The organism is Spiroplasma endosymbiont of Panzeria rudis (assembly GCF_964019705.1).
Classification (GTDB): Bacteria; Bacillota_I; Bacilli_A; order Mycoplasmatales; family VBWQ01; genus Spiroplasma_E; species Spiroplasma_E ixodetis_A.
The window spans coordinates 1266022-1290861 of the sequence record NZ_OZ026460.1; the positions used below are offsets into that span (position 1 = coordinate 1266022).

Sequence of the window (24840 nt, forward strand, 5' to 3'; positions counted from 1 at the left end):
AACAAATTATTGATGTATGAATTGTTTAGAAATATTAGTTATTAATTTAAATAAAAATAAGGAGAAATAAATAATGAATAATTATTTACTTTCAATTGACCCAAGTATTAAAAATACTGGATTTACTTTATGAGAAAATAAAAAACCAATATGAATTAGAAGTTATAGTTTTAATAATAAAAAATTAGATTTTATTGATTTTCAAGGTGAAATATTTTTTCAGAGAACAAGAGATGAAGATATAAATTTAATTATTGAACGTGGTACTTTTCATAGTAAAAATGGTATTGGTTATGAAACTCAAGAACATTTACGTGGTTTTATTGCTGGTCAATTTAATAAATTATTAACAAAAAATATGTTAATTAGTCCAAGTGAATGAAAAAAATGATATGTAAAAATATTTTGATATGCAAAAGATAAAAAATGAGATAAAGAATTGTCATTAAAATTAGCAAATCAAGTAATTCAAGAACAAGGTTGAAATATAACAATATCAAATCATGATGAAGCAGATAGTTTATTAATTGGTTGATATTATTTAAATAAGGAGAATAAGTAATGTTTATGAATTTTAAATTAAAAAAAATAGGAAATGTTTAGTAATCTGTGTAACTTACAAAAATAACTATGTTTAATTAATTCTAGTAAATATAATTAAATGACTAGAAAGAGTGAGTTACACAGATTACTAAACATTTCCGACTAATATTTTACAAGTGTTAAGATTAACATACAATTGCATATTGAAGTCTAAATTATTCTCGTCTAATCTTATAATTTAAAGACAAATTTGAATATTATTGACAACATCGGTACGCTCCCAAATTATTTAATAATTCTGTTTGGGAAATTAATGAGGTGATATCATCAACATTAATATTTGTCTCTTGCGAATAAGCAGAAACGTTTATTACTTCATGCAATTGATTAATTTTTTGTATAAATAACTTTAATTTTCCTACCATTGTTAATAATTTAACAGAACTCGCTGTTGAAGAAACGCCAATTTTTTCTGCTGCTTGTTTAATAAGAGAAACATTTTCGGTCATTGGTAATGTTCCTCTATTATGTTCTAATAAAATATTGGAAACTTTCTTTTTTAAAGAAAACAAATTTAAATCTTCAAAATTGTAAGTGGTTTCATTAGACACATAAAAATTACTTCTTTGAAAACAAACAGTATCATGAAAAGTATCATTATATTTTCTTAACTGACCTTTAGCATTTAATAAATAAATTTCTTCTACATCTAGAAAACGAGAAATGACTCTTCCAAATCTAGTTTCACTTTTTCAATCGATAAAATTGTTAGTCCGTTGTGATTTATCATCAACATAACTATATTTAGTATCCAATTCTGCGGCAGTAAAAGCAGGAATTAATACTTTTTCTCCTTCCAATGTTTCACCAAATACGACAAATCTTGTACCTTGCGAAGCATTCTCTGTCTTAAAAAATAATGTTTTATTATTATTAAAAAAAATTTTTAATTGTTGACCTTTTGTTATGTTGTTAAAATTAAATGTGTTTGGCATTATTTTCCTCCCTATTTTTTGTTTTTTATTAAATTTAATATTAATATAATAATTTCATTATTGTTATTTCAAATATTTAAAACAAAAAATACCACCTTGATTTTCAAATCAAGTTGGTATATTATAACCTTTTAAAATTAAATAATATTAAAAGAAATTAACTTTTAATATTTAGGATTATACATATTTTTAAAAAAAATACAATTAAAAACTATTTCAATATCTTTAATATTTAATTTAATTACTAATTTTAGTATAATTAGTTTTTTTAATTTATTTATATTAATACTATTACAATTAAATAACAGTAAATGATCTCACTAATTCAGAAGTAGATAAACTATCATCTAAGCATATACCACTATCGATAATATCTTGTTTAGAAAATGCTTTTTGACTATTAGAAATAGATACAGTTTCTTCTTTATTTAAACTGCTATTTTCTGCAATCATTATTTTACTTTCATTTTCAATATCTTCTTCATCAGTATCTTCTCAGTTATCAACAGAAAAATAACGTGGAGGAAGTTCATCTAATATTTCATGTATCCTATTTAAATCTTCTGCCTTTTTAAGTAACTTAGTAATTTCAATAACTTTAGTAGTTTCATCATTTATATTCATTTTTTCATTAAACAAATCAGTTAAATCCAATACATTGTCTTCAGAAATTTGTTCTTTTTCTAATCAATTATTAATTTTTTGATTAAATAATTTAGTTAAAATTACTGCATCTTCCTCAGAAATATTAAACTTTTTTAATCAATCATTATTTTTTTCATTAAATAACTTGGTTAAAATTGCTACATCTTCTTCAAAAATTTTTCTTTATTTAAACAAATAATTAATCATTTTTACTCAATTAATTTCATCTTTATATTTTCTAAAAATAATACGTTTAAATAACGTATTCTTATCTTTTTCTGGCATATTTAATTTTCCTTTCAATGTTTTTTAAATAACATTATAACATCAAATATAATGATAAAAACTTTTACAATAGTATATAATTATAAATAAGTAAGGCTTAAAAATAAATATAACTTTTAGGAGGAAAATATGGAAAAGAAACTTTTAACTTATCCTCATGATATATCAAAAAAATCATTAATCATACTAGGTATAAGTAAAATTGCAATTGGTTTGTCTATCTTATTTGTTTTTATTACAAACTTAATTATCTATACTAATTGAGGATTAATATTTCCTTTTAGAGAAATAACATAAAATAAATTTACAAAATAAAAAATGAGTATAAATGCTTTAAAACATTTATACTCATTTTAAATTTATATTAATTTTAAAAATTCTAAAATTCGATTTAATTCTTTGTGATTACTATAATTGATGATTAGTTGTTTTTTATTGATTTTTACTTTAGTATCTAAAGTTCTTGATAAAGTATTTTCTAATGCTACTAAATGAAGATCTAACTTTTTATTAACATTTTGTTTTTGATTTAAACTTAATTGTTGCATCTTAATAACATCTTCAACCTTACGAACACTTCATTGTTCACTATATGCCCTTTTAGCAATAGTTACCATTAAATTAAGATTAGTACCTAAACTTAATAATGGTTTAACATGACCCATTGTTAATTCATTGCGTTGAAGCATTTGTAAAATCTCTACTGGCAATTGCAAAATTCGTAAAGTATTAGCAATGTGACTACGTGATTTATTAACTTTTTGTGAGAGTTGTTCTTGAGTTCATTTCATTTTACTAATTAAAGTTTGATATGCCTGTGCTTCTTCAAAAGCATTCAAATCAACACGTTGAATATTTTCAATCAAAGCAAATTCCATTAATTGTTGATCTGTTACTTCAATAGTTACTGCAGAGATCTCTGTTAAACCTGCTAATTTTGCAGCTTTAGTTCTACGTTCACCAGCAACTAATTGAAAAACACCATCTGTTATCGTTTTTTTAACAATAATTGGTTGAATTAAACCATGAATTTTAATTGAATCACTTAGTTCTTTAATTTCTTGTTCATTAAATACTACACGTGGTTGATATGGATTAGGAATAATTTTAGCAAGAGAAATAGTTTGTGAAAAAGTTTTAGCAATTTCTGGTGAACTTTCAATGTTAGTTATCAAATCATTTAAACCTTCACCAAAAATTGATGCTAAACCTTTAGCAGAAATACGATTTTTTTTATCATTAGACATTATTTAACACCTCGTTCACTAAACTTTGATAAGCAATAGCACCACTGCAACGTGGCCGATAACTAAAAATATTTTTACCATGACTTGGTGCTTCACTTAGGGTTACATTTCTTGGAATATAATTTTTATAAACTTTTTCTCTAAAATTTTTTTGAATTTCTTTGATAACTTCAACAGAAGAAGTTGTTCTAATATTAACCATAGTTAATAAAATGCCTTCAATTTCTAAATTGGGATTAAATAATTGTTGTACTAAACGAATAGTAGATAATAATTGTACCAAACCACCTAATGCATAAAACTCAGCTTGTAACGGAATAATAACTGAATTAGCTGAAGCTAAAGCATTACGATTAACTAATCCTAAACTAGGCGGACAGTCAATAATAATAAAATCATATACTTCCTTTACGGGTTCTAATTTTTCTAATAAAATATTTCTTTTATTACGAGATTGCTCTAATAAAAATATTTCGGCTCCCGCCAAAGAAATGGTCGATGGTAATAAATCTACTCCTTGACAAACTTCAGTTTTAATGACTTTTTCCAATGGAACATCATGTACTAAAACATCATATATATCTTGTTCAACTTTATCAGCAGCAAAACCCATTGAAATAGTAGCACTACCTTGTGGATCCAAATCAATAAGTAACACTTTTTTATTTTTTATACCTAAACCTGCAGCAAGATTAGTAGCAGTAGTTGTTTTTCCAACTCCACCTTTTTGATTAGCAATTGCAATAATTTTGCCCATAATAATTACCTTTCTAAATTAATAGACTAATATTTTATCCTACTAATTAAGTTTAACACTAATTTTAATTAATATTATTTACAAAGGTTTACTTTTAATTTGTTGATAAGGTCTTGGATATTTTAAAGCACATAATTTATATTTTTGAAAATGAAGGATTGTTCTTTGACCATAGTTGTTTGGTAATTGAACAGTAAATTGATTAATTAACTTTGCACCCATTGTGTTAATACTATTTTGTGCCAACGCAAGTTCTTCTTCAACTTTAAGACCCTTATAGGCAATAAATAATCTTTCAACTTTTACTAATCCTAAACATAATTCACTTAAAATATTTAGCGGTGCTAATGCTCTTGCTGTTACAATATCAAATGTTTCACGATATTGATGAGCAAATGCTTCTGCTCTTTGATTAATTATATAAACGTTTTCTAAGTTTAATTCAGTAATTACTGTTTTTAGAAATTGACATTTCTTTGTATTTGATTCAATAATGGTTAATTGTAATTTGGGAAAACAAATTTTTAAAATTATTCCTGGTATACCAGCACCACTACCAACATCACAAATATTTTGATCATCCAAAGTGATGTTATTACTAATTAAAAGAGCATCATAGAAATGTTTATAATAAACTTCTACTTCTTCAATAATTGTTGTTAAGTTATATTTTTTATTTTCAGCAATTAAAATTTTATAATACCGACTTAATTGTTGTTCCATTATTGGTGTTAAAGTTAAATTAGTTAAACCTATAGTTCAATCTTTATTCATTGCTTACTCCTAAATCAATCTTTTAATAAAATACTTTATTTAAAGTAGACTATAAATATAATGCTTTAAATAATTAAATATAATTTAATTATAATTTTATATTTAATTATAATGTTTTTTTAGTATATGCTTGAAATTTTATCACATAACTTGGCAATTGAAAATATAACAAAAAAAATGAACATTGCCTATTCAAAATTGAAATACAGCAATTGCTCATTTTATGATAAAATTTGAAGACAGAATTAATCTAAATTAGTAACTTTGTAAAACAAAGATACACAGATTATTAAAAAGCCTCTAAAAAATAAATGTTTTAATCTAATTTACATTACTATACACTTATTTTTTTTAGATTTAAAACTTATTTCTTCATCATCATTAATTTTTTGATAGTTAATATTAGAAATTTTATTAATTATTTTCTTCTCATTATTTTTAAATGTTTTTATTTTTTTAATATTTTTTTCTAAACTCTCATTGTTCTGTTCAGCCAATTTCTCAAAACTGTCATTTAAGTTTTTTACCATAATTTAAATTTCCCCTTTTTTCATTGTTTAATAAATTTATTATACACAATAAAAATAAAAACTTAATTTATTAAACTTGATAAAGGTTTTAAAATATTGCTAGCATATAATTTTATTGTCATTTTCTACCTGCTTTAACATAAGGTTGCGCTCAACTTTTTACCAATTCTGTATTAGGACGAAAAATCATTAATGATACTAATGCTATTAAATATGGAAACATACCCCATAATCAACTTGGAATATTATTACTAATAACTATAAATGTTTGTGAAGCATTTATATACTGATATAAAAAAGAAAAAATAAAACAAATAATAGAAGTTAAAAAAAATCTACTGTGTGCCATCATTCATAAAGCAATTGCCAAAAAACCAATACCAGCAAAATTATTACTATAAATAAAAGTACTTGGAAGTACATAAACAAATAAAGCACCTGAAAAACAAGCTAAAGAACTAGAAAATAGCGAAATATAAAATCGAGAACGACGAACATGAATATAATTTAAAGCTACTGCGGTTGGATTCTCACCAATTCCTCTAATGTATAATCCAAGCTTAGTCAAAAATAAAATAGCTGCAAAAATATAAATTGCTAAAAAGGTTACCAAAATTGCAATTCAAGAAAATTGATAAATATAAATACTTGCTAATGAATAATTTATTTCTCCAGTAAATGTTAATGGTAAAATTACTGCTAATCCATAACCAAAGTAATTAATAACCATTGATACTAAAAATTGATTAGTTCTAAACAATAAGGTTGCTAAACTATGAATTAAGCCAAATACAATTCCAATGATAATAATGATAAAAAATGCCAAAATTGCAACTCCACCACCCAAATTATTTTTTAATTGTGAAACAATTATACAATATGTGGCAGCACCAGTACACATAATACCATCAAAACCAAAATTAACAATTCCTGCTCTAGTATTTAAAATTCCACCTGTACATAACAACAATAATGGACAAGCAAATAATAATGTATTAACTAAAATTGTTGAAAATGAGAGTAACATAATTATTTTTTTCTCCTTTTCCTTTTAAATATTTTATTTTTTTTAAAAATTTTTGAAGATTTTGATTCAACATTAACAATTTTAACATTTTGTTGTTCATCCTTAATTAATTCTTTTTTTCATATTAACTTCTTTTTTAGTCTTATTAAATATTCTTTAATAGCAATAGAATGAGTTAAGTAATGCCAAATAAAAGGATAAATACCAATAATGTAAATGGTTATTGATAATACTATTATTGCAATTTCTGGATTTTTCAAATACATAAAAGCATTATTTTTAATAGGACTAATAAATAAACTCATAAAAAATGATGAAAATAAAATAACTCCTGGCGTATATCCCGCTAAAGCAGCTACTACTACCCCATAAAATCCTTCTTGAATTGGAGCAGAAAGCGAAGGTAAATTATTATTAACTCCTAAAAAATAAAGATAACCAGCAATTCCTGCTATCGCTCCTGAAATTGATAAAATTATTAAACCCTGATATTGGGGATTTAATCTGGCATATTTTGCAGCAACGGGGTTTTTAGCAATTGCATTTAATTTAAAACCAAGAGTGCGATTATTAAAAATAATAATTGCGATTAATAAGACAATAATAGCAATAATAATACCAGCAGAAAATAAATTACTAATGCTAAAAGGTCCACTAATTAATGAAAATCTAAGATTAGTAATTTGTGTTGGAATTTTTAAGTTATGATAAACATTACTGGCTATTAAACCTTTATATCCTTCTCAAGCAATAAAATTAAATAAAATAGTGCTAATAATTTCATGAATTTTAAAATAAGTTTTTAAAATTGCAATAATTAAACCAGCTAAAGCACCAATTAAAACTGCAATTAATAAAAGAAAAGGAGTAATTCATTGACTATAACCACCACTTTTATAAATAGCTACTGCCAATACATATGTTATCATAGCACTAAATAACATTTGACCACTAACTCCAAAGTTATAAATACGATACTTAAAAGTAATAGCTACTGCTAATCCTGTTAATATTAATACACTATATGTTTCAATTAAATTACTAAAACTTACTAAATTAGTTAAAGGATTAATAAAAATAGTTTTCCAAAATGATAATGGATTAACTTGTAAACATAACATTAATAAACTAACAAAAAATAGAGTTATTAGTAATAATAATGCACCCACTAATCAAAAATTTCATTTTTTAATATTTTCCAACATCTTTTAACCCAACCTTGACCTAATATTTTCCATTTTTTTATTAATTCAACTAGTAATTTTGACAAATGGTCTTTTCAAATAATTAATTGTTCTAATTATTTTTTTCTTTTTCAAACTTCACTTTGTTTGTGGCAATTGATACATTTTATCAGTTTTAACAATTATTTCATTTGTAATAGGATAATCATTCCATAGTGCTGAATTGTTCATTATTTCAACTTTAACATTTTTATTTTCCAATTTACAAACAAATTGTTTGTGATAAATAACTGCTACTCGTTGACACAATAATTGTAATAAGTACGGATCAGTATCAATAATTAAAATACTTGAACCACTTTCGCGTAACTCTATTATCTTTTTAATAATTAATAACGAAGAATTTTCATCTAAATCAGAAAATGGATTAGATAAAATTAATAATTGTGGTTGCTCTTCAATACTTCTTGCTAATACAAATTTCTGCATTTCTCCTTTTGATAATTTATTAATTTTAATAAAAATATTATTATCGTTAAATATTTGATATTTTTTAATAATTTCTCGTACCTTTTTATTAACAACGGCTGTTTTGACAACTCCGGATTTAGTTACATATTTTTCTTTATTATAATTTCAAAAGGTAAAATTTTCAAATAAAGTGGCATCAGGAATTATAGCAGTATTACTATAATGTCCAGATATTCAATCAATTCCTAAATTACTAATTTCTTGCGGTTTAAAATAAGTTACTTCTTGTTCTTGAAAAAAAATGCGTCCTGTTTGCGTTTTAATCATACGTACTATACTTTCAAGTAAAACCTCGCTATAAAGGTTTTCATAATCATAAATACCATATATTTCACCAGGGCGAATTGCAAATTCAATTTTATGAAAATTTGAAATATTGGGTTTATTCAAAGAAAGATTATCAATATAAAGCATTGGTACTGAATTTATCGATTTTGGTTTTTTATAATTAAAAATCTTACCTCAATAATTAGTTGTAAACAATTTAGTATTTTCTTCTAATTTCATTACTTTTGTTTTACCAATATTTAAGTTTTCAATTCAAGATACTCGGTTAGCAACCATTTTAGCAAATTCTTCATCTCTAGTTGTGAAAAGGACCGTTATTTCTTCATTACGAAATGTTTTAAAAATCATTCAAAACTCTACTTTTTGACTATCAGATAAACCAACAGTTGGTTCATCTAACAACAATATTTTAGGTTCTTTGAATAAAGCACGAAGTAAAGATAATTTTTTTAATTCTTCAATCGCAAGTGTTGATACTCTCTTATTTAAATTAAGCTTAATTTTATATTTTTCCATTAAATTATTAATTTTAAATTCAGCTTCTTTTCAATTAGGAAAAATTTTAGCAATAGTTGGTTCATTACCAAGTATAATATTTTGTTTAACAGTAAGATTGTCTAAGAAAAAATCATCTTGACCAGCATAAGCCATTCTAAAATAAAGCATTTCACTAGGATCACGAGGAAAATAACATCCTTTTCTTAAACTATTAATAACAATTTTTCCTTTAGAAGGTTGTTCAAAACCAGCAAGCATTCTAATTAATGTTGATTTACCAACGCTATTATTACCAACAATGGCATGAATTTCTTGTGTTATTTCTAAATTAACATTTTCAAATATAACACGAGTATCATAATATTTACTAATTTTTTGTAACTTCAATATTGTTTTTTCCATAATTATATATCTCCATACTGATTAGTAAAATCAATGTTATTAACACCATAAGTTTTGATTTTACTTTCTGAAGCACTAGGTATAATTTTAAAATTAGGATTAATCTCTTCTTTAAATGTTTCATCAATAATTTCCAAATCAGGCATAAAACCAAAAGCTAAATAATTAATATTATCATAAACATAGTCATTATTATTAATAATATTCGATCCAACAAAACTAATAGTTTTACTATAGGTTGGACGTGAAGATATTAACCTAGCAGTATAGGCAATAATACTGTTATATCAATAATTAGTATTAATAATAAAATTAACACCATGTGTCTCATATAATGATTGGGCAATCTGACCAACACCGGCAACACTATCAGCACTATAAATATTACTTGTTACAAAACTATCATGAGGATTAGCATAAATAATTTTATATGTAATTTTTGGATTATCAATACCATTAATTATCTCAGCAAATTGATTCAAAATAGTTTGATCATAATCAATGCCAATATTATTAATAATACCAATTCTAACTATCAATTTACCGTTGTCATCAACATCAAAGTTATATTTTTTATTTATTATTCCATCCTGAACATTTTCAACAAAATGTTCAGCAATTTTACTGCCATAATTTAAATGGCTACTAGTTACGTTATCAATATTATATCTAATATCATAAATATTATTAGTGACTTTAACCGTATCAGCAATAATATTATTAAAAAAATAAAATTTAACATTCTGAAATTGTTGTAATACTCTAATTAAGTTTTTAGTAGAATAACTACTAGTTTCACTATGATGTGGAATATACTTTTGAAAACTAGGATTTAAAATATAAACTTTTTTGATATTATATGTAGATAAAAAGTTTCTCAACATTAATGCATAATAATTATCATCTTGAGAACTAAACAATGTTACTACATGATCTTTACCATAAAAAGTTTGTAACTTTTGATAAACAAGTGGGTCATAAATGTTTTGATTTTGTGCTTGTTGATAACTTGTTATTAATAAAACTGTTGGTTGTAAATTTCAAGTACAAGCATAAATACTACTACTAATAGTAGTTATTGTTGGCAAAATTATAGTAAATAATAGAAAACGTCGAAACATAAAAACCACCTACTAATAATACTTATTTATAATTATACAAGAAATCTTAGTTTAATATCAAACAATCAATTTATTGCAAATTAATTAAACAGTTTATTAAAAAAATAATAAAGAATATAAATAAAAAGGATTTATGACAATTAATTTTATTAATAGTAATATTTGGTTTGTTATTATTTTCAAAGTTATTTTCTTTTGTTATTTCTAAAATGTAATGATGAGGAATTTTAATTTTATTTTTAGTCCCATTTACGTTCTTATTTATATCTTTTGCTAGATCATTCATTTGAAACTCTAATTTTTCAATGATTTTAAAAAACAAAAAAATAAATCATTTACTATTAACTTTAACTTATTTATATAAATTTTACATACTTTAAATTTATTTTTAATAAAAACTTAATTAATTGTAAAATACATAAAATTTGATAATATACAACCGTTATATAGTATATATAAATTTTAACCAATTACTTTTATAGGAAAGTAAATGGATTTTTTGTTAAAAGGAGGCATTAAAATGGCAGACAAAAATAAATCAGAAATATTTCAAAAAATAACAGCACAGCAAGACATTAAAGATATTTTAAACCAATCAAATTCTACATTTAAAAATAAAAAAGGAAGAAAAAAAGAAAGACATGGTGGCTTAACATTTAAATTCAGTAAAAAATGATACTAATAATCAATTAACAGATGTAATAATTAATGATAACCCATCAAAAAGTCATATAGAAAATTCAGAGACAGTTTCTATTATTTCAACAGATAGTGAAAATAAAGAAGAAACAAATAATGATATATGAACAGTATGAACAAAATTCAAAAATTATGTATCACCAGCATCAACTTCAATTTCAAATACAGAAGAAATATCACAAACACAAAATGATATTTTATTAATTGAAGAAATAAAAAAAGAATTAGAAAAAATTAAAAGTAAAATCGAGTCATTAAAACAAGAAAAAGAAAACAATATTAACTTCGACAATTTTAAATATAATGCTGTAACAATTTTAGATGAATATAAAGATATTTTATTTTGAAAAAATCAGCTTCAAGATCAAAAAAAAGAAAAACAAGAACTTGAACAACAACAAGAAAATATAAAAAAAGAAATTTTAAAAAAAAGAAAACTAATTGAAGAAAATGAAAAACTAAAAAATAATAGTCTAAAAGAAAATAAAAATATTACAAGAGAACAAATTAGAAGCAATGGATAGGTTACACTTTATTGGACACTAATTACGTAGACAAGTGAACAAATTAGTTAAAAGAAAGGAACTATAATTATGGCCAATATTAACTCATATACCGATGAATTTAAAAAACAAATAGTAGCTTTATATCAAAGCGGTAAGTCAGTGTCTTGTCTTGCTAAAGAGTACAATGTTACAAGAGCAGCTACTTACAATTGAATTAAGCAATTTACTAATTCAGGCAGTTTTAAAACTAAAGATAATCGTTCTATTGAAGAAAATGAATTAATTAAATTAAGAAAAGAATTAAAACAGTTACGAATGGAAAATGATATTTTAAAGCAAGCAGCACTAATAATAGGCAGAAAATAGAAATTATTGCTAAAAATAAAGTTAAATATAAAATTCGCACAATGTGTCGTTTTTTAAAACTTTCTAAATCAACATATTATTTTAATTTAAAGGAAAAAGAAAAAAACAAAATAATATTTATGATGAAGCTGTTATTAGTGCTTTTAAAGAAAATAAAGAAGTTTATGGAACAAGAAGATTAAAAGTTGTTCTAAAAGAAAAGAATATTTATTTGTCACGCAGAAAAATTAAAGAAATTATGAATAAACATAATTTAATATCAAAATACACTAAATTATCATTCAAAAATCATCATAATAAAGTCAACGATAGTCAAATAACCAATATCGTTAATAGAAACTTTAATAATAGGCTTAAAAATGAAGTTATTGTTAGTGATTTAACTTATGTTCAAGTTAATGGTAAATGAAACTATATTTGCCTATTAATTGACCTATTTAACCGCTAAATTATTGGACATAGTGTAGGTACTAAAAAAGATGTATCATTAGTACATCAAGCATTTATGCACTCAAATCGTTGTTTAAAAGATATTCAAATATTTCATAGTGATCGCGGTAATGAATTTAATAATAAAATTATTGATAAACTTTTACTAGCATTCAATATTAATCGCTCTTTAAGCAAAAAAGGTTGTCCTTATGATAACACTGTTGCTGAAGCAACTTTTAAAACTTTCAAAATTGAATTTATTAATGATAAAAATTTTACATCATTAATCCAATTAAAATTAGAATTATTTGATTACATCAACTGATATAACAACATAAGAATTCACAGCACTTTAAACTACTTAACTCCAGTTAATTATCAAAAATAAATGTCTACCAAAAAATAGTCCTAAAAAGGGTTGCCATTCCAACAAAGTATTTGAGAAGAAGAAAAAATTCAATTAGAAGAAGAAATATACAAAAAAGAAAAACAATTAGAACACCAATTACCATCAATGTGATTAAGCCAAGGATTGCCCGTTTCTGAGACAGTCGGATTAAATAAAGATATTGAAAATAAAAATATATACTTTTATTGAATATTTTTATGATAAAAAATATTCAAGAACAAATAAAGGAGATTATAAATATGTGAAGATCATATAACGAATGAAGTCAAGCTGATAAAGATAAGTACAACAAAGAAGCAAAAGAAACAAATAAAGTGTGAGGAGAAAAAAACGAAAAGGAAAGACGAGAAAAAGTTGCTAATGCTCTTGACCTTGAAAAAAATAAAGCAAAAATAAATCAATCAACAACAAATGAAAATCAAAGTTCTAGTAGTAAATCAGCACAAATGTAAATTTTAAATATTACAAAACTACTTAATTTGAGAAGTTTTGCCTTTTTATTGGTAGTGTTTAATACTTTTTACAATAAATATAGTAAGATTAAATGATAGTAAATAAATAATAATTTTTTAAAATGACATCCAAATGGATGTCATTTTAAAAAATTATAAGATAAAAATCATCTTTATTTCTTAATATTTATTTAATTTTGTTTTATATTAATAAGTGCTATTATTATACTATAATACTACTAATAGTATTCATTTTATATAAATAGGTGATATCCATGAAACAATTTTTAATAGCTTTAAGCAGTTTAACAATCTTAGTTTTAACAGGAAATAACAATATTAATCATATTAATAACTCATTAAAAAACAATGTAAATAATACAACTTCACTATTCAATAATAAATATGGTTACTTAAATGATAATGACATAATAACTAATTAATCAACAACCGATCATAAATTTTATAGTTATGATACATCTGCATTAAAAAGTTATACTTTTACCAATGCTAGAAACGTCTTCTTAGTAGATACAACAGGTAACCTAGTTTATAATACCAAAGTTACTATTCCTAGTGATCAAAAATTAAATATTGAAAATACGAAACAAGAAATGAATAGTCATAAAAAAATAACTACTATTAAAAATACAGATAATGAATATAGTAAAAGTGAATATAATAAAACTTATTTTGATGGTGATAATAACGATTGACAATATGTGCAATTAGGTAGTTTACCTAATCATATTAGTATTTCTAATCAAACTGGTGGTAATAAAGTAGAATATAATGATAGTTTAAATGAAACATTAGGACTATACTATATTGCTAAAGCAACAAAAAATAATCAAATTGATGAAACAATAGCTGACAAATTAGGAACATACTTTATGAGTCAAACAAGTATCAAAGATAGTTTTAATAAAGATTTAACTAATAAAATTATTAATTTAATTAGTAGTAATAATAATATTTATAATTTCATATATAATCTTCCAATAAAAATAACAGATAAAAATAATTCAATTAATTATATTTTTGATAATAATAATAATTTAATTGAAATTTATTATAATACATGAACTAATACTAATATTGATAAAAATGATATAAATTATTCATATTCTGATTCATATTCTGGATTTTTATCACTTAATAATTATATTTCTAGCACATATATTTTAACAGACTGAGCTAATTATGCTCATAATTGAGATAACTTTACTAAAATCTATCCAACATTTGCTTTCGATAAAGATTCATATTGCAAAATTTCAATATCTACTGGCCAATCAGTAACCGCTAAACTAAATGGTGCCACAACTGATATTACTAGTAACATCCATAGTTTTTCTTCGGGAGTTATTGATACCAAAAATGGTTCTGGTTGAGGAACACATATTGATTTTAGTTTTAACATATGACATGATGATCATAATATTTATTGAAATATACAAGTTTCTGTAAATAATTCTGCTGGTAGAGATTCATATTTTAATGCTAAAATAAATAAATGTAGTTTTTTCAATAGCATGTCTTAGAGTTAATACTTATAAATGATATATGACTGCGGTACTTGTTGATGGTTCATCATTTAAATTAGTTGAAATACTATGAATTTCTGCTTTAATTTGTATAAAATCAGGTTTTTGATCTATATTATTTTTTAAAGAGCAATCTTTATCATTTGTTTTTCTTGCAATTTCATTCTCATAATATTCATTCATTCCATCTTGAAATTGTTGTTCATTATCTTTTTCAATTTCTACTTGAAATGTTTGTTCAATCTTTATTAAACCATTATCTAGTTTACTAGTTTTTGTTGTATTTGAAGAAATTACTAATGGCCTAGCATCTTTATCTATTATAGTAACTTCTTGTAAAAATTCCTCATTATCATAACCAATGTTTAAATTATTTTGTTGCTCATTATTATTTCTATTTATTAACCAGTTCCTAATTGTAACTCCACATCTAAGACCTGTTATAGCACCTAATAAAAAAAGTCCTACACCGACACTATTGACATTACTAGCATCATTGTTTTTTATTAAACCATATATTGCACCAACACCCAAGCCCATTGTTGAAAGTAATGTTGATGATAACATTGTGATACAACAACAACCAAAATCTTTTTGTAAACAACTTGTATTTGTCATATTTACTCCTAATAAACGTGTTGTTTCATTTCTTGATTGTTCTGTTGAATTATTCATAAATCTCACTACTCCTTTACTTAATCAATTTTATTTAATAATTAATTGTTTTTAAATTTAAAAATTAATGAATATGTTGTGTTACCAACATATTAATTATAGTTAATATAATTAATACTTTTTATATAATTTTTTATTTTATAAATAAGATTTTCAATTTTTTGATTTTCATTATTGATAACTTATCATCTCTTAAATTTGAACATATTTACAATTTTTATTTTTGTTCATCATAAATGCAATCTATGCTAAATTTTAAAAATTAAAATCAAAAAAGATTTCATTTTAAAAAAATATTTAATATATAAAATTAGTAATTTTTCAATTAAAAAACTACTAATTTTTGTATTATCTATCTTTAAGGTTTAATAATTTTTTTTAAATTATTATATTAACTTCAAACATTATTATTATCACCCTCTATTACCGCATAAGTTGGAGCAAAAGAATATGCTAAAGATAAAACATAACCATTAAAATACATTCAAATATCAACAGTACCTAAAGACAAATTATCTATAATATATTTATTATTTTTTAATTTAGAATTTAATTGCGTGTTTTGTCATCTAAGACCTTTTTGCCCTAATTCATGACAATTAATTAATTCTAGTGAATCATTATTTTGAAAAAAACGATTCTTTTTTGCTAAATCAGTAGTTTTATCTTTTAAATATTTTAAAGTATCACTAAAATTATTATTTTTGTAATCTTTAAAATCATTTTTATTCATTTTCATTGTAAAGTCACCTTCAAACTTACTGATAGTAAGACGATTGTTTCAAATACCATCTTTAGAACAAAATTTGGCTAATTTATCAGCAGTATTATTAATTCGATCTTGTATTGACATAGTATCGCGGATGACAACAGGAATTTTAATAGGGTCTAATGTTAAATTATGATATGTTCAACTATTAATTTCAAATTCTCCAAACAAACTTACTTTATCTAGATCTGAAATAATTTTGTTTCTATATTTTCAATTTTCAAATTTATTTTCAAAGGTTTGTGCATATGAATTAGCTTTATTAGTAAAAATTGATTTAACATCAGAACCTGATTGATTTAAAAATACTTTTTGTGCCATACTTTGAAAATCATTTTGTGTTTCTTTAGTGACACTTCAATTATTATTATTATTTGGCAATTGATAATTATGAAATTTCGTTTGATCACGAGCAATAAACTTAGCTCCCAATTTTGTTTTTATTTTTTCTAAAATGTTTTCTTTTAACTCATTACTATTTCATCATTTTGAAATATTTCATTTTAAATCTAAAGTAGTTTCAACAATATAATCTTTTAAACTATCTTCAATTTTGCTTGCTACTTTCTCAATTACGCCTTCAGTATTAGCATTTTGATTAATAAAGTTTATATCAAAAAAATCTATACTTAATTCACGATCTAATGTATTACCATCAAAATCTTTTCATTTTAAATCAAATTTTAGGCTTGATTTTAGAATATTTCAAGATTCAATTTGATACTTTTCTTTATTATAATCATCCATCCCAAAAGCATTATTATTTTTTCATTCATTAAATTCAACTTTAGTAATTTTTGATTTATCAGTATTTAATTTTAAAATTTCATTAATATTAATACCAGAAAATAATGATTTTAAATTAGAATCATTACGTAGTTCAGAACCAAAATTACTAATGTTTTCTTTAATTACGTCATAAAAATGTTTAGTTAAATCTTGATTAGTAATTTCTTGATTATCAGGAATATTATTAATTTGATTTAATAGTTCTTGTCCAGAACTAGCAAAGTTATCTGGTCTTAAAATATTTTTTTTCTCTTTTATTAGATCCCCAAATAAACTGTTAACTTTTTCTTCTGCTATTTTTAATAAATCAGTATCACTCTGTTCTTTACCATGCTCTTCTGGTATTGGTTCATCATTATTTCCGCCACAAGCAATAATATTTGTAGTAGCAGTAGTACTTAAAATTATTGCCCCCAAAATACTTAATAATTTTTTCATAATTTATACCTCCATAAATAAATCTTTTTATATAATTAAATATATTCAATACAACTATTATTGACATTAGTAATAAAAATGATTATTTTTTGTTTTAAAACATAATATTATTAAAATCAAACTTGGATAAAATATGTTTTTAATTTAATAAATTAAAGACATATTTAAATTGTTGAATATATTTACTTCATTTTATATTATTCTAAAATTATTTTTTATATTATGTTTTAAAGTTTTATAATAAACACCAATAGTATCATATTTAGTGATTTTTTATAAGTTTTTTTATGTTTTTACTTATTTTATTTTTTAAAATAATAACTAGTTTTAAAATTTAACATTTACTGTATTTAATACTATTAAAACAAGATTTATTATATAAAACATAGTAAAATTCTACTAAGAAATTTTTCATATTATGCTTAATATTGATTATATAATTGCTAGTATATATTGTTGTTTCTAAATTAATAAAATTGTTTTTTTAAATAAAAATATTATAAACTAATACATTGAGAGGTTATTTAAGAGAGGTATGGTTGAAAAAGCAAATTTAGGTAAATTATTAGAGTTTATTTTTATTAAGGTTTATTATTCTTTTATTACAGTTTTTTTATTTATTTTATCAATATTTATATCTTTAACAATATCTATTGTTTTTTTTACTTTGAAATTAAGTTCAAATACTTTTTTCATTATTTTTCAATATTATATTATGATTTTGTATAGCATTTTTCTTTTTATTTTTGCTTTAATGAATTCTATTAAGTTATTTGGTACACAATTTGAAGATAATTCTTTTCTTCTAATACTAACAAGGCCATATTCAAGAAAAGTAATTATCCTTTCACAATATTTCGTGTTATTTTTATCTTCATTATTTTTTATCGTATCTAATATTATTACTTTATTAGTTTTTGGAGGCATCATAGGAGTAATTCTAAAAATAATATATATTAAATTTTATATTTTAATTATTTTAAAATTATTTCTTTTTTTACTTTTTTTCTCAATTTTAGTAACTAATGGATCGGTAGCTATGTTAGCGTTTTTTTCATCAGAAAAGGTTTTTTTAATATTTGTTATTTTTTGTAGTTTATTCCTTTTGGGTGGTTTGCCTTCTTCTTTGATATTAAATAAAACAGAAAATTTACCAATTTCTTTTAAAGAAGGTGTTGGACCTTATTTGGTTAAACAAATTAAAGAAGCAATGTTATTTAATAAATATTATAAAATGGGATTAATTCGTTATCCTAATTTAACTAAAGATATTGCTGATTTTTATAATAGTTTAACAATTGATGAATTACAAAATATTAATAAAAAGGAAGTTATTAGTAAAAGACAAGATTTTTATAAAAAAGAAGGATTTCTTTTAAATAGTTCATTTAATAGTGGTGAAATGGAAGGTAAAATTGATGTTTGAAATGGACATAATGATTTTAATGGCAAAACAGTTAAAATAGTTTTAGTTTTTAATAAATACTTTATTAATTTAAAAGAATTAAAACAAAAAATTGAAGAATCTAATAACGATACTCAAAAAGATTTATTACAATTATATGAAGATTATAATAATGAATTTGAAATTAATAATTTTTGTTATTTACAAAAATCAAAAATACCTGATTTGTTAGAATATGATCTTGCTAAATCTTATGTTGAGGAAGGTAGTAATAAAAAAACATTAACTAGTGATGATTGAACAAGAGCTTTTAAAGATGGTGGATATTATGTTAAATTTAGCAGTCCATTACGTAACAAATATGATAATCTTTTTTTTAATCCAATTTATATTTTATTAAGAACTGTGGAAGATTACATTTATAATCAAATATGAATTTATTATCAAGTTAAATCAGAAAAAGTTTTAAATGATGAAAATTTTATTGCATTTAAAAATAATATGAATTTATATACTTTGATTAACTATTTTAATTTTATTGAGCATTGAAACCAAATGTGAACAAATTATATGGGATGTTATGGTAATTTTTGATTTAAACCATTAGCTTTATCAAGTATTGATTTTAATGTTCAAAAAAATACTTTATTTAGTTATCCTGATTTTACTTTTCATTTAAATAGCGAATATAAAATTGATGTTAATAATACTACAAGCATACAAAATAATTTGATTGTTAGTATATTTTACGGTGTGTTGTGTATTGTTTTATTTTTCTTATCATTTTGTTTTTTCTTAAAAAAGAATATTGGATAAGTTAGTTAGGAGAGTATTTATGTCAACAAATGATAAAAATAAAATTTTAATTAATGTTCAAAACTATAGTAAAAAATTTAAGAAATTTCACATGAATAATATTAGCTTTACTGTATTTGAAGGAACTATTCATGCTTTAGTTGGCCGTTCAGGAAGTGGTAAATCAGTACTGTTGAAATCAATTATTGGTGCTATTCCAAAAAGTAATTACGAAGGATTAATTACCATTAATGGCTATAAAGCGGGAACAACTTTTTCAAAAAATAGTTTAGGCTATTCTTTGAATATAGAAAATTTTCCTCAGGGATTAAGTGCTTATAATTTTTTGAAATTTTTAGGTAAAACAACAATAATTTCAGAAAGTAAATTACTAGTAAATTTAGAAAGATTATTAAAAAATTTTGGTTTATGAGAATCACGTAATAAATCTTTAAATTCATTTTCTTCAGGAATGAAAAATAGAATTATGTTGATTGTTGCCCTAGCACATGATCCAAACCTAGTTATTTTAGATGAACCAGGAGCTAATTTAGATTCAGAATCAAGAAAATTTTTTACTTCTGTTTTACAAGATTTAAAAAAAGAAGGAAAAACTATTTTATTAACAACTCATATGATTGATGAAACAAAAGATATTATTGATAATTGTACTATTATTGAATATGGTAAATTAATTTATACTGGGCCAATTGATAAATTTGGAGTTGGTAAAATTTTTGTTTTAAAAACAAGCAATAATCTTGTAGCATCATCACTTTTAAGTTTATATAATTTTCAATTTAAATATAATAAAGATACTGATAGTATTTTAATTAAATTAATTGATAAAAATTATATATCACAACTTAATTTTATTTTGAGTAAAAAGAAAATTGTTATATATGATTTACATGAAAAAGAATTAGATTTATTTTTTATCAATTCATTTTTTTAATTTATTTTTATTTTATAAATAAGATTTTCAAATTTTTTGATTTTCACTTAAAACATGTGCAGTAGGAGGATATTCATCAGCTAATTTGTTGATTGCATTTACCATTACTTCTTTTTGATAATTATTATTAAATTGTAATTCTTGTTTTGTTTTTTTCCTTTTTTGATATCATTTTTGATTATATATTTTCCTTTTTGCTTTCACTTCAGGTCTTTGTTGATATTCTTGTATTCTTTTTTTATTTTTTTGATATCACTTTTTCTTATACTCTTTTTGTTTTTCATTATTCATAAATTTATCACCCCTTAAATATGTGTCATTGTTTCAGATTTACAATTTTTATTACTGTTTAATTTTTTTGGTCATCACAAATCAAAATCTTCTTTAAACTTTAAAATGCAAGTAAAATATTTAATATATAAAATTAGCGAACTTAATTAAAAAATCGCTAATTTATTAAATATTTAAATTTGGATATTTGCGTTTTAAAAAAAATAATAAAACTTGAATATCAGCAGGACTAACACCAGAAATTCTTGTAGCATGACCAATTGTTAATGGTCTAACACGCTTTAATTTTTCTCTAGCTTCACCAGTAATACTTTCTACTAAATCATAATCAATATCACCAGGAATTTGTTTTTTTTCTAAACTATTAGTTTGTTGCGCCATTTTTAGTTGTTGATTAATATACCCTGAATATTTAATTGTAATTTCTAATTCCATTAATTGATGATATTGTAAATCATTTATTAAAGGTAACTGTGAAGTAAACATTGATAATTTGACACCTGGACGTTTTAATAATTCATAAGCAATAATATGATTATCGGGAATTGGACCTAAATTATTATTATTAATATACTTAGCAACTTCTGAATTGGGACTAACTTTAATAGTTTTTAATTTTTCAACAATATTAGACATTAATTTTTGTTGAATATTAAATTGTGATCAACGTTGTTCACTAACTAAGCCAACTTGATAACCATATTTAATTAATCTTGTTTGAGCATTATCATTTCGTAATAATAAACGATGTTCAGCTAAAGAAGTTAATAAACGATAAGGTTCAACTGTTCCTTTTGTTACTAAATCATCAATTAAAACTCCGATATATGCTTCATCACGCTTTAAAATTAATGGTTTTTCTTTTTTTATTTTTAAATGTGCGTTAATTCCGGCCATTAAACCTTGACACGCTGCTTCTTCATAACCACTAGTACCATTAATTTGACCAGCACTAAATAAGTTTTTAATTAATTTAGTTTCCAATGTTGGTCATAATTGTGTTGGTTCAAAAGCATCATATTCAATAGCATATGCTCATTTTAATACTTCACAATTTTCTAAACCAGGTAATGTTCTCAACATTTTATCTTGCACATCAATTGGCATCGATGTTGAAAAACCTTGGACATAAATTGAATCCAAAGCAAGTGATTCTGGCTCTAAGAAAATTTGATGACGAGGCTTATCAGCAAAACGTACTACTTTATCCTCAATACTTGGACAATAACGTGGTCCAGTACCTTGTGCTTCACCATTATACATTGGTGATTTATCTAAATTATTATTAATAATGGTATGAGTTTTATCATTTGTATAAAGTAAATAACAAGGTAACTGTTTTGCTAATGGTAAAAAATTTTTAGTTTCATGTGAAAATGCTAAAGGTAAATCACTACCTAGTTCAATATTAGTTTTGTCAAAATCAATACTATTTTTTTTAATACGAGGTGGTGTTCCTGTTTTTAAACGTATCATATTAAAGCCTACAATTTTTAATTGTTCAGAAATACCATTACTTGTTCTTTGACCATCTGGTCCTTCTGATTTCTTATTATGACCTTGTAAAGTTAAAGCTGTCATATAAGTGCCAGTAGTTAAAATCACAATTTCACTAGTAATTTTTTCGCCATTCTCTAAAATAACACCCTTAGCAGTGTTTTCTTCAATTATTAATGATTGTACCATAACTTCTAAAATTGTTAAATTTTCTTGTTTATTTATTGCATTTTGCATATATTGTGAATAAGCAATTTTATCAGATTGAGCACGAATAGCTCAAACTGCTGGACCACGTGAATGATTTAATAGTTTCATTTGCAAAGTAGTAGCATCTGCTGCTTTAGCCATTTCGCCACCAAGTGCATCAATTTCACGAACCACAACTCCTTTGGCGGGTCCACCAATAGAAGGATTACATGGCATTAATGCAATTTTAGTTTTATCAAGAGTAATAATAGCGGTTTTATGACCTGCTCGTGCAGAAGATAATGCCGCTTCAACACCAGCATGACCAGCACCAATTACAATAATTTCATAGTCATATTTCATTGATTTCACCTCCATTTCATAAAATATTACATATCAAAATTAATAACATCAAAAATCAGAAATTTTATTTTTAATTTCTTTAGTAAAGTTATCATAAACAAGCAAAATATTCATGTAGTTTTTAGACTTTTATTAAATAAAATTGAATTTTAGTTAATAATCTTCTCAATTATAATTCATTATCTTTTATACAAGATATAAATATTATTTAAAGAATTAGTGCTGCACCTAAAAATAGCAACTGTTTTAATTAATAATCATTAATACTAATTAAAAGCCAGTAATTACTTACTTTTAAGTATTTTATTTATTAGCACAAGATGTGTTTTTATTGAAAAGACACTTTTGTCATTAACATTGGTGACTGTATCCAATGGTGATAAAACATATGCAACATCTATTTCTTTTTCCATAACTGTAACCTCTTTTGTATACAATTTGACTTAAATAATTTATCTTAATATTCCTACATAAGTATAATTATAATGTTAATTTTTAAATTTGCAAATTTTTATTTACTATACCTTTAAACTTAAAAAGTATTTTTATATATAAAAATACATCTTATATTAATTAAGATAAAGAATCACCAAATAATTTCCCCATTTTAATATTAAGATTATTACATAAAGTTTTTAAATGGTAATGTTCACTGAAATGTATATTAATTAATTTATGTAAAGTGGTAACATCTGCCAATGGATCATGATGATCAAATTTAATTTGATTACTATGAGCAAGAGCACTTAAACGGTTATTAGGATAATCATATGTTCTTCTAAATAACTTAACTGAACAAATGTAAAAAAAATTAGGACATTTTAAATCATAATGATTAATTAATGATCTTAAGATATTAATGTTAAAGTTAGCGTGATGAGCAATAACAACAGTATTTTCAGTAAAAAAAGTAATGATGTCTACTCATAATTCTTTAAAGTTTGACATTAAAGATACGCTTTCACTTGTAATTCCATGAACATGAGAAAAAGTAAATTCTTCGGGATGTGGTTTAATTAATGAACTATAAGTTTTGACAATTTTACCTTGTGTTACTTTTATCATAATTAATTGACAAGCACTTGTTTTATTCGAATTTGCAATTTCAAAATCAATAAAAACATAATTAGTATTATCAATCCCTCAATCATGAACACTAAATTTTTTCTTACTATTTAATTTTGATTGCTTTCTTTTTAATAACATTTTTTTAGCAAAAAGATTTTTACTATCTTTACTTTTATACTGTTTAAAAGGTGTAATTATTTCTTGTTTTCCTTCTATATTACCTTTTGATTCAGAATTATCATCTGTTTCAAAATCATCATTTGTCTTCTTGAATTTTACACTTTTAAAAAACATATTAATGGCAATAGCACCTTTCTATCTAAATTTTCATAAATTAATATTAGTTATTCCTTTGATAAATTATAACA

At 23.1% G+C, this 24840-nt stretch carries 26 protein-coding genes and 1 pseudogene; 11 read left to right on the forward strand and 16 right to left on the reverse strand.

Annotated features, from left to right (window positions below; genetic code table 4):
- The first annotated feature begins 73 nt into the window (after nucleotides 1–73).
- On the forward strand, nucleotides 74–562 hold the full coding sequence (locus tag AACK89_RS07055; protein ID WP_338978265.1) for a hypothetical protein: 489 nt from the start codon (nucleotides 74–76) through the stop codon (nucleotides 560–562).
- A 238-nt stretch (nucleotides 563–800) separates the two neighbouring features.
- Here AACK89_RS07055 and AACK89_RS07060 read toward each other — a convergent pair whose 3' ends face one another.
- Nucleotides 801–1538, reverse strand: coding sequence for a hypothetical protein (locus AACK89_RS07060; protein WP_338978267.1), 738 nt, complete (start codon nucleotides 1536–1538; stop codon nucleotides 801–803).
- Between the two features lie 297 nt (nucleotides 1539–1835).
- Nucleotides 1836–2192, reverse strand: coding sequence for a hypothetical protein (locus AACK89_RS07065; protein ID WP_338978268.1), 357 nt, complete (start codon nucleotides 2190–2192; stop codon nucleotides 1836–1838).
- 405 nt (nucleotides 2193–2597) lie between these two features.
- Between AACK89_RS07065 and AACK89_RS07070 the strand changes: the two genes are divergently transcribed.
- Nucleotides 2598–2765 (forward strand): hypothetical protein, encoded by a 168-nt coding sequence (locus AACK89_RS07070; RefSeq protein ID WP_338978270.1) that lies wholly within the window; start codon nucleotides 2598–2600, stop codon nucleotides 2763–2765.
- A gap of 62 nt (nucleotides 2766–2827) precedes the next feature.
- On the opposite strand, the gene AACK89_RS07075 is transcribed toward AACK89_RS07070, so the two are convergent.
- The 8 genes from AACK89_RS07075 to AACK89_RS07110 form a co-directional block, all read right to left on the reverse strand.
- Nucleotides 2828–3715 carry a ParB/RepB/Spo0J family partition protein gene (locus AACK89_RS07075; protein ID WP_281749040.1) on the reverse strand — a complete coding sequence of 296 codons (888 nt, stop codon included), beginning with the start codon at nucleotides 3713–3715 and terminating at the stop codon, nucleotides 2828–2830.
- Entirely contained in the window at nucleotides 3708–4472 is a 765-nt protein-coding gene (locus tag AACK89_RS07080) for a ParA family protein (protein ID WP_174480209.1), read from the reverse strand. The genes AACK89_RS07075 and AACK89_RS07080 overlap by 8 nt, the downstream gene beginning before the upstream one ends.
- A 78-nt stretch (nucleotides 4473–4550) precedes the next feature.
- Nucleotides 4551–5246 (reverse strand): 16S rRNA (guanine(527)-N(7))-methyltransferase RsmG, encoded by a 696-nt coding sequence (gene rsmG / locus AACK89_RS07085; protein WP_338978272.1) that lies wholly within the window; start codon nucleotides 5244–5246, stop codon nucleotides 4551–4553.
- A gap of 326 nt (nucleotides 5247–5572) precedes the next feature.
- Nucleotides 5573–5776 carry a hypothetical protein gene (locus AACK89_RS07090; protein ID WP_338961729.1) on the reverse strand — a complete coding sequence of 68 codons (204 nt, stop codon included), beginning with the start codon at nucleotides 5774–5776 and terminating at the stop codon, nucleotides 5573–5575.
- A gap of 112 nt (nucleotides 5777–5888) precedes the next feature.
- Entirely contained in the window at nucleotides 5889–6803 is a 915-nt protein-coding gene (locus tag AACK89_RS07095; protein WP_338978273.1) for an ABC transporter permease subunit, read from the reverse strand.
- Nucleotides 6804–6805: 2 nt separating this feature from the next.
- Nucleotides 6806–8008 carry an ABC transporter permease gene (locus tag AACK89_RS07100; RefSeq protein WP_338978274.1) on the reverse strand — a complete coding sequence of 401 codons (1203 nt, stop codon included), beginning with the start codon at nucleotides 8006–8008 and terminating at the stop codon, nucleotides 6806–6808.
- Nucleotides 8009–8011: 3 nt separating this feature from the next.
- Entirely contained in the window at nucleotides 8012–9706 is a 1695-nt protein-coding gene (locus tag AACK89_RS07105; RefSeq protein WP_338978275.1) for an ATP-binding cassette domain-containing protein, read from the reverse strand.
- A 2-nt stretch (nucleotides 9707–9708) separates the two neighbouring features.
- On the reverse strand, nucleotides 9709–10827 hold the full coding sequence (locus tag AACK89_RS07110) for a hypothetical protein (RefSeq protein WP_338978277.1): 1119 nt from the start codon (nucleotides 10825–10827) through the stop codon (nucleotides 9709–9711).
- 520 nt (nucleotides 10828–11347) lie between these two features.
- Between AACK89_RS07110 and AACK89_RS07115 the strand changes: the two genes are divergently transcribed.
- From AACK89_RS07115 to AACK89_RS07145, 7 genes and pseudogenes are all read left to right on the forward strand, one after another.
- Complete coding sequence (locus tag AACK89_RS07115; protein ID WP_338974482.1) at nucleotides 11348–11509, forward strand: hypothetical protein; 162 nt, start codon at nucleotides 11348–11350, stop codon at nucleotides 11507–11509.
- 360 nt (nucleotides 11510–11869) lie between these two features.
- Nucleotides 11870–11995, forward strand: a complete 126-nt coding sequence (locus AACK89_RS07120) for a hypothetical protein (protein ID WP_338978279.1) — start codon at nucleotides 11870–11872, stop codon at nucleotides 11993–11995.
- 124 nt (nucleotides 11996–12119) lie between these two features.
- Nucleotides 12120–13218 (forward strand): annotated as a pseudogene (locus AACK89_RS07125) (IS3 family transposase).
- Between the two features lie 30 nt (nucleotides 13219–13248).
- A complete protein-coding gene (locus AACK89_RS07130) occupies nucleotides 13249–13443 on the forward strand; it encodes a hypothetical protein (protein WP_338978281.1) in 195 nt (64 codons plus the stop codon).
- A gap of 35 nt (nucleotides 13444–13478) precedes the next feature.
- Complete coding sequence (locus tag AACK89_RS07135; RefSeq protein ID WP_338978284.1) at nucleotides 13479–13691, forward strand: hypothetical protein; 213 nt, start codon at nucleotides 13479–13481, stop codon at nucleotides 13689–13691.
- Nucleotides 13692–13966: 275 nt separating this feature from the next.
- Nucleotides 13967–14134: a hypothetical protein gene (locus tag AACK89_RS07140; RefSeq protein ID WP_338978286.1), complete on the forward strand. Its 168-nt coding sequence runs from the start codon at nucleotides 13967–13969 to the stop codon at nucleotides 14132–14134.
- Nucleotides 14135–14305: 171 nt separating this feature from the next.
- Nucleotides 14306–15235, forward strand: coding sequence for a hypothetical protein (locus tag AACK89_RS07145; protein WP_338978288.1), 930 nt, complete (start codon nucleotides 14306–14308; stop codon nucleotides 15233–15235).
- 9 nt (nucleotides 15236–15244) lie between these two features.
- Here the strand turns inward: AACK89_RS07145 and AACK89_RS07150 are convergent, their stop codons facing one another.
- Together AACK89_RS07150 and AACK89_RS07155 are read right to left on the reverse strand one after the other, a co-directional pair.
- Nucleotides 15245–15913, reverse strand: coding sequence for a hypothetical protein (locus AACK89_RS07150; protein WP_338978290.1), 669 nt, complete (start codon nucleotides 15911–15913; stop codon nucleotides 15245–15247).
- Nucleotides 15914–16304: 391 nt separating this feature from the next.
- Nucleotides 16305–17909: a lipoprotein gene (locus AACK89_RS07155; protein ID WP_338978292.1), complete on the reverse strand. Its 1605-nt coding sequence runs from the start codon at nucleotides 17907–17909 to the stop codon at nucleotides 16305–16307.
- Between the two features lie 1039 nt (nucleotides 17910–18948).
- Between AACK89_RS07155 and AACK89_RS07160 the strand changes: the two genes are divergently transcribed.
- Both AACK89_RS07160 and AACK89_RS07165 read left to right on the forward strand, forming a co-directional pair.
- On the forward strand, nucleotides 18949–20130 hold the full coding sequence (locus AACK89_RS07160; protein ID WP_338978294.1) for a hypothetical protein: 1182 nt from the start codon (nucleotides 18949–18951) through the stop codon (nucleotides 20128–20130).
- A 19-nt stretch (nucleotides 20131–20149) separates the two neighbouring features.
- Entirely contained in the window at nucleotides 20150–21064 is a 915-nt protein-coding gene (locus AACK89_RS07165; RefSeq protein WP_338978297.1) for an ABC transporter ATP-binding protein, read from the forward strand.
- Between the two features lie 12 nt (nucleotides 21065–21076).
- Here AACK89_RS07165 and AACK89_RS07170 read toward each other — a convergent pair whose 3' ends face one another.
- From AACK89_RS07170 to AACK89_RS07185, 4 genes are all read right to left on the reverse strand, one after another.
- On the reverse strand, nucleotides 21077–21355 hold the full coding sequence (locus AACK89_RS07170; RefSeq protein WP_338978300.1) for a hypothetical protein: 279 nt from the start codon (nucleotides 21353–21355) through the stop codon (nucleotides 21077–21079).
- 165 nt (nucleotides 21356–21520) lie between these two features.
- Entirely contained in the window at nucleotides 21521–23404 is a 1884-nt protein-coding gene (mnmG, locus tag AACK89_RS07175; RefSeq protein WP_338978303.1) for a tRNA uridine-5-carboxymethylaminomethyl(34) synthesis enzyme MnmG, read from the reverse strand.
- Nucleotides 23405–23688: 284 nt separating this feature from the next.
- Complete coding sequence (locus tag AACK89_RS07180; protein ID WP_255495891.1) at nucleotides 23689–23817, reverse strand: hypothetical protein; 129 nt, start codon at nucleotides 23815–23817, stop codon at nucleotides 23689–23691.
- 160 nt (nucleotides 23818–23977) lie between these two features.
- On the reverse strand, nucleotides 23978–24766 hold the full coding sequence (locus tag AACK89_RS07185; RefSeq protein ID WP_338978306.1) for an exonuclease domain-containing protein: 789 nt from the start codon (nucleotides 24764–24766) through the stop codon (nucleotides 23978–23980).
- Between the last annotated feature and the right edge of the window lie 74 nt (nucleotides 24767–24840).